Genomic DNA, 6,028 nt, shown 5'->3' on the forward strand with positions numbered 1-6,028 from the left:
TTTTATATAAGTTGGTTAAGTGCTATTTCAAAAGCGGTAGCGCTAATGCCAGTTTTTGATTGATTCTTATTGTATACATTTTTAATGGCTTCTTTTATGATTTCAGAAGTATCGTTAAAAATAGCTTCGTCTGTCATTTGAACTTTCCGTTCCATAAAATATGCAAATACTCTTGCCATACCACAGTTAGAAATAAAATCAGGAATAAGACTTACTTTGGTGTCTGTATGTTCCATAATTGGTCCAAAAAATATTTCACGATCTGCAAACGGTACATTTGCTCCACATGAAATCACCTCTAGCCCAGTATCTATCATATTGTCTATTTGTTGCTTAGTAATTAAACGTGATGCAGCGCAAGGTGCAAATACTTCAGTTTCTAATGACCATATTTTTTCGTTAATTTCAGAAAAAGGGATTAAGTGATCACTTACTAAAGTATTTCCTGATTTTTTAAGATATAATTGGGTAATTTCTTCAAAAGTAAACCCTTCCTCTTTAATTAAGCCACCAACAATATCTATAATACCAACAACTTTAGCTCCCATTTGTGCCAAGTAAAATGCAGCGGCAGCTCCAACATTACCAAAACCTTGAACTACTGCACGTTTGCCAACGATAGAATCGTTATGGACATCATAGAAATGTTTAGCTGCTTCTGCTACTCCAAAACCAGTAATCATATCTGCAACTGTATATTTTCTAGAAACGTTTGGTGAATACTTAGGATTTTCGATCACTTTAATCACACCATGTCTTAATTGACCAATACGATTGATCTTATCAGCTTGTGTTGGTTTAAAGTGTCCTTCAAAAACACCTTCTTGAGGATGCCATACACCACTCTCTTCTGTTATAGGAATCACTTCATGAATTTCATCAACGTTTAAGTCACCTCCAGTTCCGTAGTAACTTTTAAGTAAGGGAGAAACAGCCTTGTACCAACGTTCTAAAACTCCTTTTTTTCTTGAATCATGTGGATCGAAGTTAATACCAGATTTAGCACCTCCAATAGCAGGGCCTGAAACCGTAAATTTCACTTCCATAGTTTTAGCTAGTGATAATACCTCATTCATATCTAAGCCTTTACGCATTCTGGTTCCGCCTCCAGCAGCACCTCCTCTCAGAGAGTTGATGACCGTCCAACCTTCTGCTTCAGTTTCTGGGTCTTTCCAATTAAAAATGATTTCAGGCTCTTTGTCTTCGTACTTTTGAAGTAAGTCTTTCATTAAGAATAGTTAGTTTATTTTAACAAATATAAAAAACAAAAAATGGCTTTAAAAAGTAAAGCCATTTTATTATTGTTAATAAGGTATTAAAATTTAGTTTAAGATCATTTTTCCAAACTTATGTGATTCAAAACCTGTGGCATATATATAGAATATGTTATCTGAAAGCTGTAATGTTTGTGTTGGTGCAAACTTAGTTAATCGCTTTGCACCTCCAGTATTACTATACCAAAAAGGAATAGTTTCAATCTGACCTTGATCGTCAAAAGACCTTAATACAATAACCTTTGCATTAATCTTTTTATAACCTGCTACTATTTTTTTGTTCTTTAATATTGATTCTTTTTCATTAGCAAGTATTTGTAGTTTATTATTATTTATAAACGGATAGAATGACCCTAAAGTTTTCATGTCATTTAAATACTCTTCTCCATAGCTTAAAGGAGTTTCATACAAAACTTCTCCTGAAATATTTAACTTGATAACTACACCAGGCCCAAACCTATGTGTATAATTATATTTAAAATTTTGTCCTTCAATAGGTTCACTATCTTTTGAATAACAATCACCTATGAGATAAATATCATCATTATTAACTAAAATATCTTTTACTTTTAAATCAATATAGCCTTTTCCTAATACTCGTTTTATAGTTTCTTTAGACCATTCTTGATGTACTACTAGTTTCTGTTCGGAAATGTTATAGACGAAAAAGCTATTGTCTTTTGCACCTCCAACTGATACGGTAGGTTTGGCATTATCTGTAGCAAACCCTAATAAGTATTGCTTATTATTAACTGTAATAACTTTGCTGTCTGAAATATAAAATTCATTAGATGACACCTGCTGCTCGCTAACTTCATCACCTTTTATTGTAATAACAATCGTTATTGGTTCTTTTTTTGAAAGATTAGTTTTCTTTACAATGGTAACCACCGCATCATTCTCAACAAATAAAGTTTCTGAATTAGCGCGTTTACTATCAAATGAAAGTGTTTGAGATGTACTTGAGACTTTATTTAATTCAGCATCAAATGTAAGCACATCAATTGCTTGTTTTGCTTTTTTTATAAAAGGTTTATTTACTAAAACGGCAAAAGTATTTTTATCATCTGAAATAGCGACATCAAAAAACCCAGAGTTGTTTACTTTTTCAATTGGTAGTGTATACAATTCAATGATAGCAGAAACAGTTTCTGTAGCATTATCATAAATCTGCGCATAAAGCATATTCTTCCCATCTTTCTTTACAGCTACATGTGAAAAGAAATACAGCTTATTGTTTCCTTCAAATACACTTAATAATGTAGCATCTTTTTGAGAGCGCATTGGTAGTTTAAACTCTACTGTAGAAAGTTTTTCTCCAGAGGCATCAAATTTTGTGATATAGATTATTTTTGGAGCATAAAATTGAGATCCTATTTCTTCAACACTGTAAACTGTAAAACCAGAATCTGTTGGAAAAACAAGATTAGGGTTTTGCAAACCAACTAAGTTTCTATCAGATAAATCACACCACACAAAACTTGCAGGCTCTTGAGCATAAATAATAATACTAAATAGAAACACACAAAGTGTAAAAAACAACTGTTTCATATTATTCTTCAAAATGTGCGTTATATTCATTTACAATTTTAAGAACACCTAAAATTCTATAACCTTTTTCTTTATTTTTTATTTTTTTTGCTAATTCAGGGAAATCAGAAACATATTTGCTCATTACGTTTTTAAAACTAAACATAACTTTAGATGATGCAAATTTTAAGTAATCTTTGCCATCTTTAACAGCAAGTATCTCAGTTTGAATTTTAGTTCCATCAAAATCTAAAGAAACTTCGGTATTTCCTTTCTTAGACAATGTCATTTCTCTGCCTTTGTCATCTTCAACTCTTATGTAATACTCGAAAAGATCGATTTTTCCTTCAACAGTTCTCAACAAGAATACTTTGGTTTTACCACTTAATCCTTCATATGGATGAGATTCATAGTAGTCATTTGCTATTTGGTATGCTTCTAAATCTTTTGCGTCAAATACTTGAGGTTTGTCATCTAATGTTTTAAAGAATTTTACTTTTCTCTGACTTTTAATTTTAAGAAATCGCTTGAGATAACCTTCAATTTTTTCACCTTTGTTGGTTATGATATAACCAGGTAATTTCTCTGACGCATCTTCCCAATTATCATCAATTTGAGCATAACTTACACCTGTTATCAATAGAACAAGTACTATAACTAAATGTTTCATTTAAAATAGTTTTAATTAAAATAATTTTATTCTGACTTATTCAAAACTCAAGCCAAAGTCTGCAAATGTAAGTAAATATTTACGCTTAAGTATTATAAGTGAAGATTTTACCAGAAGAATGATCATGACTTGCTCCAGTTACACTAGAGAGGCAATTAATATCGTTTCTCAATTTGAGTACACCTAATAACCCAAAGATCAAAGCTTCTTTATATTGAATGATTTCATCAGAAGGAATTATTAAATCGAAGCTATTCAGACCTTTAATCCTATCGGTTAGAAATGTATTATAAACACCGCCTCCTGTAAATAACACCTTAGAGTTAGGCTTAATGCTAGAAGAAACTTGAATAGCGATATGCTCAGTAAATGTTCGAAGGCTATCTTCATTAGAAAGTTTAGCTACCTCTAAAATTGGAAATATATAGTTTTCAACCCATTCTAAACCTAGAGATTTTGGTGAATCAAGTTTATAAAATTCGAGGGCATTTAGTTTATCTAAAACCTCAAAATTTATATGCCCAGATTTAGCAATATTACCATCTTCATCATAATCAAAACCCAATTGGTTGGCATAATAATTCATTACAATGTTAACAGGACAAATATCATAAGCCAATCTTTCGTTATTATTTTCGAATGATACATTAGCAAAACCGCCTAAGTTGATACAGTAATCATAATCTGAAAATAATAAACGATCTCCAATTGGTACTAAAGGTGCGCCTTGACCACCAAGTTCAACATCTTGAACTCTAAAATCGCACACTATTTGCTGCTTTAATAATTGAGCTAGTTTTGGTAGATTACCTATTTGATAGGTCAAACCTATATCTGGTTGGTGCAAAGCTGTATGTCCATGCGAACAAATTGCATCTATTACTTTAATTTGATACTTGTAAATAAATTGGTTTATGACTTTAGAAATGTAGCTAGTATAGGCTAAATCTGTTCTTTGAAGCTCGTGTTGATTTAAGCTTACAAGCTTTAATAGTTTTTCATTCCAATAATTGTCATAAGAAATAGTATCTGTATAATGAATTGAAAATTTCCAACTTTTATCAAAATCAAATGAAATATAAGCTAGATCTATTCCATCTAATGAAGTTCCAGACATCACACCAATTATATTGTACTTAGATTTTATCATATTAAGTAAAAATAGTGATCCTTATTGAAAATATACTAATAAAGACTTATCTTTGACATCATTTTTTAGCAAATCAATAATTTAAAATATCTATGGATTTTAGTTTAACCGAAGAACATATAATGATTCGCGACGCAGCTCGTGATTTTGCACAAAACGAATTACTTCCTGGTGTCATAGAAAGAGACGAAAAGCAACAGTTTCCTCAAGAGTTAGTTAAAAAAATGGGAGATTTAGGATTCATGGGAATAATGGTAGACCCAAAATATGGAGGTAGCGGTATGGATGCTATTTCTTATGTGCTGATAATGGAAGAATTATCAAAAATTGATGCATCAGCATCAGTGATGGTCTCAGTAAATAACTCTTTAGTTTGCTATGGTCTTGAAGCATTCGGAACAGAAGAACAAAAGCAAAAATATTTAGCTAAACTAGCAACAGGTGAATACCTCGGTGCATTTTGTTTGAGTGAACCTGAAGCTGGTAGTGATGCTACTTCTCAAGCAACAACTGCTATTGATAAAGGTGATCATTATGTAATAAACGGAACAAAAAACTGGATTACTAATGGTGGAAGAAGTGATGTTTATTTGGTAATTGCTCAAACCGATAGAGAGAAAGGTCATAGAGGTATTAATGCCTTTATAGTTGAAAAAGGAATGGAAGGGTTTGATATAGGTCCTAAGGAAGATAAATTAGGAATAAGAGGTAGTGATACTCATACTTTACAATTTAATGACGTTAAAGTTCCTAAAGAAAATCGAATTGGTGAAGACGGTTTTGGTTTTAAGTTTGCGATGAAAACGTTATCAGGAGGAAGAATTGGTATCGCAGCTCAAGCTCTAGGTATAGCTTCTGGAGCTTATGAATTAGCATTAAAATATTCTAAAGTACGTAAGGCTTTTGGCACTGAAATATGCAATCATCAAGCAATAGCATTTAAATTAGCTGATATGTATACTGAAATTGAAGCTGCCAGAATGCTTGTAATGAAAGCTGCTTGGGATAAGGATCAAGGTAATAATTATGATATGTCTAGTGCAATGGCGAAACTTTATGCGAGCAAAGTTGCTATGGAACAAACCGTAGAAGCTGTACAAATTCATGGAGGTAATGGATTTGTTAAAGAATATCATGTAGAGCGATTAATGAGAGATGCAAAAATTACTCAGATATATGAAGGAACTTCTGAAATTCAAAAGATAGTTATATCAAGAGGAGTGATCAAAAGTTAATCGTACAAGACTTGTTAAAAATAAAGCCCTAACGTACGTTAGGGCTTTATTTTTTTTATAATTTACTCTTCTAACTTCAACAATACAAAATGTTTAAGTCTTCATAGAAAGTATTATTTATTAGTTTATTTATGATTATTGGTGTAAAGATTAGATTTTAGATTAAAAA

General features: G+C 31.6%; 5 protein-coding genes. 1 reads left to right on the forward strand and 4 read right to left on the reverse strand.

The window, feature by feature from the left end; genetic code table 11:
- Positions 1 to 2: 2 nt before the first annotated feature.
- The 4 genes from Q0876_RS06095 to Q0876_RS06110 form a co-directional block, all read right to left on the reverse strand.
- The gene (locus Q0876_RS06095) at positions 3 to 1,229 is read right to left on the reverse strand and encodes a Glu/Leu/Phe/Val dehydrogenase dimerization domain-containing protein (protein WP_299225151.1); all 1,227 of its coding nucleotides are present in this window, start codon (positions 1,227 to 1,229) and stop codon (positions 3 to 5) included.
- A gap of 93 nt (positions 1,230 to 1,322) precedes the next feature.
- On the reverse strand, positions 1,323 to 2,855 hold the full coding sequence (locus tag Q0876_RS06100; protein WP_299225153.1) for a hypothetical protein: 1,533 nt from the start codon (positions 2,853 to 2,855) through the stop codon (positions 1,323 to 1,325).
- Positions 2,827 to 3,474, reverse strand: a complete 648-nt coding sequence (locus Q0876_RS06105) for a hypothetical protein (protein WP_299225154.1) — start codon at positions 3,472 to 3,474, stop codon at positions 2,827 to 2,829. Before Q0876_RS06105 ends, Q0876_RS06100 begins: the two co-directional genes overlap by 29 nt.
- 85 nt (positions 3,475 to 3,559) lie before the next feature.
- Positions 3,560 to 4,624 carry an anhydro-N-acetylmuramic acid kinase gene (locus tag Q0876_RS06110; protein WP_299225156.1) on the reverse strand — a complete coding sequence of 355 codons (1,065 nt, stop codon included), beginning with the start codon at positions 4,622 to 4,624 and terminating at the stop codon, positions 3,560 to 3,562.
- 92 nt (positions 4,625 to 4,716) lie between these two features.
- On the opposite strand from Q0876_RS06110, the gene Q0876_RS06115 reads away from it, so the two are divergent.
- Entirely contained in the window at positions 4,717 to 5,859 is a 1,143-nt protein-coding gene (locus Q0876_RS06115; protein ID WP_299225158.1) for an acyl-CoA dehydrogenase, read from the forward strand.
- Positions 5,860 to 6,028 lie beyond the last annotated feature (169 nt).

This window comes from uncultured Psychroserpens sp. (genome assembly GCF_947503375.1).
In the GTDB taxonomy this organism is placed as follows: Bacteria; Bacteroidota; Bacteroidia; order Flavobacteriales; family Flavobacteriaceae; genus Psychroserpens.

What these genes read in the sequence shown, in the direction of transcription:
- Q0876_RS06095 (WP_299225151.1), bottom strand. Translation starts at nt 1,229, where the DNA reads ATGAAAGACTTACTTCAAAAGTACGAAGACAAAGAGCCTGAAATCATT.
- Q0876_RS06100 (WP_299225153.1), bottom strand. Translation starts at nt 2,855, where the DNA reads ATGAATATAACGCACATTTTGAAGAATAATATGAAACAGTTGTTTTTT.
- Q0876_RS06105 (WP_299225154.1), bottom strand. Translation starts at nt 3,474, where the DNA reads ATGAAACATTTAGTTATAGTACTTGTTCTATTGATAACAGGTGTAAGT.
- Q0876_RS06110 (WP_299225156.1), bottom strand. Translation starts at nt 4,624, where the DNA reads ATGATAAAATCTAAGTACAATATAATTGGTGTGATGTCTGGAACTTCA.
- Q0876_RS06115 (WP_299225158.1), top strand. Translation starts at nt 4,717, where the DNA reads ATGGATTTTAGTTTAACCGAAGAACATATAATGATTCGCGACGCAGCT.